Annotated in this window: 1 protein-coding gene and 1 pseudogene; both read left to right on the top strand. The window is 75.2% G+C overall.

Annotated elements, in window-relative coordinates; all coding sequences use genetic code 11:
• The first annotated feature begins 98 nt into the window (after positions 1–98).
• A complete protein-coding gene (locus ACFC1F_RS23025; protein WP_376160823.1) occupies positions 99–1,085 on the top strand; it encodes an aldo/keto reductase in 987 nt (328 codons plus the stop codon).
• Positions 1,086–1,163: 78 nt separating this feature from the next.
• A pseudogene (locus ACFC1F_RS23030) lies at positions 1,164–1,857 on the top strand (hypothetical protein); the annotation flags it as partial.

Genomic DNA, 1,857 nt, shown 5'->3' on the forward strand with positions numbered 1-1,857 from the left:
GGGGGGGGGCGGCGTTTGGGGGTTTTTTGGGGCGGGGCCCGGGCGCTTTTGGGTTTTTGTGGGGCCGGGGGGGGGGGGGGGGGCGTTGGGGGGGGGGTTTGTTTTACCCCCCCCGGGCCCCCCCCGGCCTGACCGTCTCCCGTCTCTGCCTGGGCACCATGAACTTCGGCCCGCACACCGAGGAGTCGGACGCCCACCTGATCATGGACACCGCCCACGAGCGGGGCATCAACTTCTTCGACACCGCCAACGCCTACGGTCGCGACAACGAGGGCAACCTGAAGGGCCGCACCGAGGAGATCATCGGCAGATGGTTCGCCCGGGGCGGCGGCCGCCGCGAGCGGACGGTGCTCGCCACCAAGGCGTACGCCCCGATGGGCGACTGGCCCAACGAGGGGCGCCTCTCCGCCCTCGCCGTCCGCCGTGCGGTCGAGGACAGTCTGCGCCGGCTCAACACCGACCACATCGACCTCTACCAGATGCACCACATCGACCGGGACACGCCCTGGGAGGAGATCTGGCAGGCGATGGAGGTCCTGGTCACCCAGGGCAAGATCATCTACGTCGGCTCCAGCAACTTCGCCGGCTGGCACATCGCCCAGGCCCAGGAGGCCGCCCGCGCCCGCCACTTCCTCGGCCTGGTCAGCGAGCAGTCCCTCTACAACCTGCTCGACCGCACCATCGAGCTGGAGGTCGTCCCCGCCCTCCAGCACTACGGCCTCGGCCTGCTGCCCTGGTCCCCGCTCCGCAGCGGCCTCCTCAGCGGCGTCCTGCGCAAGGAGCGCGAGGGCACCGCCGTCCGCGGCTCCATGGGCCACGCCTCCGAGATCCTCGCCGCCAACCGCGACCGCATCCAGGCCTACGAGGACCTCGCCGCCGAACTCGGCACCGACCCCGCCGACCTCGCCCTCGCCTGGCTGCTCAGCCGCCCGGCCGTCACGGCCCCGATCATCGGCCCCCGCACCCCCGCCCACCTCGAAGCGGCGGTGGGCGCGCTCGACCTCAAGCTCGACCAGAAGACGCTCGACCGGCTGGACGAACTCTTCCCCGGCCACAAGCCGGCCCCGGAGGACTACGCCTGGTAGCCGCGCCTTCGTCGGGGGCCGGAGCCGGACGGCCTCCCGCCCCCGACCTGCGGACATCCGTGCGCGATGATGACCGGTATGACGGGTGGGCAGAGCGAGCTGGACGACGTACTGGACCGGGCCGGGCTGGAGCGGGTCGGGAGCCGAGAGGTCCCGGGGGTGAGGCTGGCCGCGGCGGCCTGGCGCGCGGTCCGCGCCGGGGGCGACCACCCCGCGGTCGTCGTGCCGGCCGACCACCCGGACCTCGCCGCCGAGGTCAACCGGCAGTGGCACCGTCTCGCCGTCGAGCAGGGGGTGTTCGCGCGCGGCGGGTCGTCCGACGGAGTTGGCGGGTCGTGCGGCGGTGTCGAGCCCGCCAGCGAGGGACGGTCCGGCGAGGGGCCGTCCAGCGAGGGGCCGTCCGGTGAGGCCGGCGCGTTCCTGATCGACGTCCCCGGCACCCCCGGCGCGGGCGGCCGGCGCCGCCGCGGATGGTCCCGGGTCCGGCTCTCCGACCGGTGGGACCTCGCCGGGGCGCTCGACCGGCAGTCGGGCGGGCCGGAGTTCGTCACCACCTCCCTCGACGGCGAGCGCGTGCTCGGGTGCACCACCGAGGCCGGCGCGGTCCGGCTGGTGGCCGTCCGCGAGCTCAGCGCGTGGCTGGAGGCGTCCGCCCGGTCCCGGGCGGGCGCCCCCACCGACGGGGGAGGGGGCGGCCGGGCCGGGGGGGGGGCGGGGGTGGCGTGGTCCACCCCCACGCCACAGCAGGGGGCACACTGGGGGGACGGCCAGG

The sequence above is a fragment of the Kitasatospora sp. NPDC056181 genome, from assembly GCF_042266225.1.
GTDB lineage: Bacteria > Actinomycetota > Actinomycetes > Streptomycetales > Streptomycetaceae > Kitasatospora.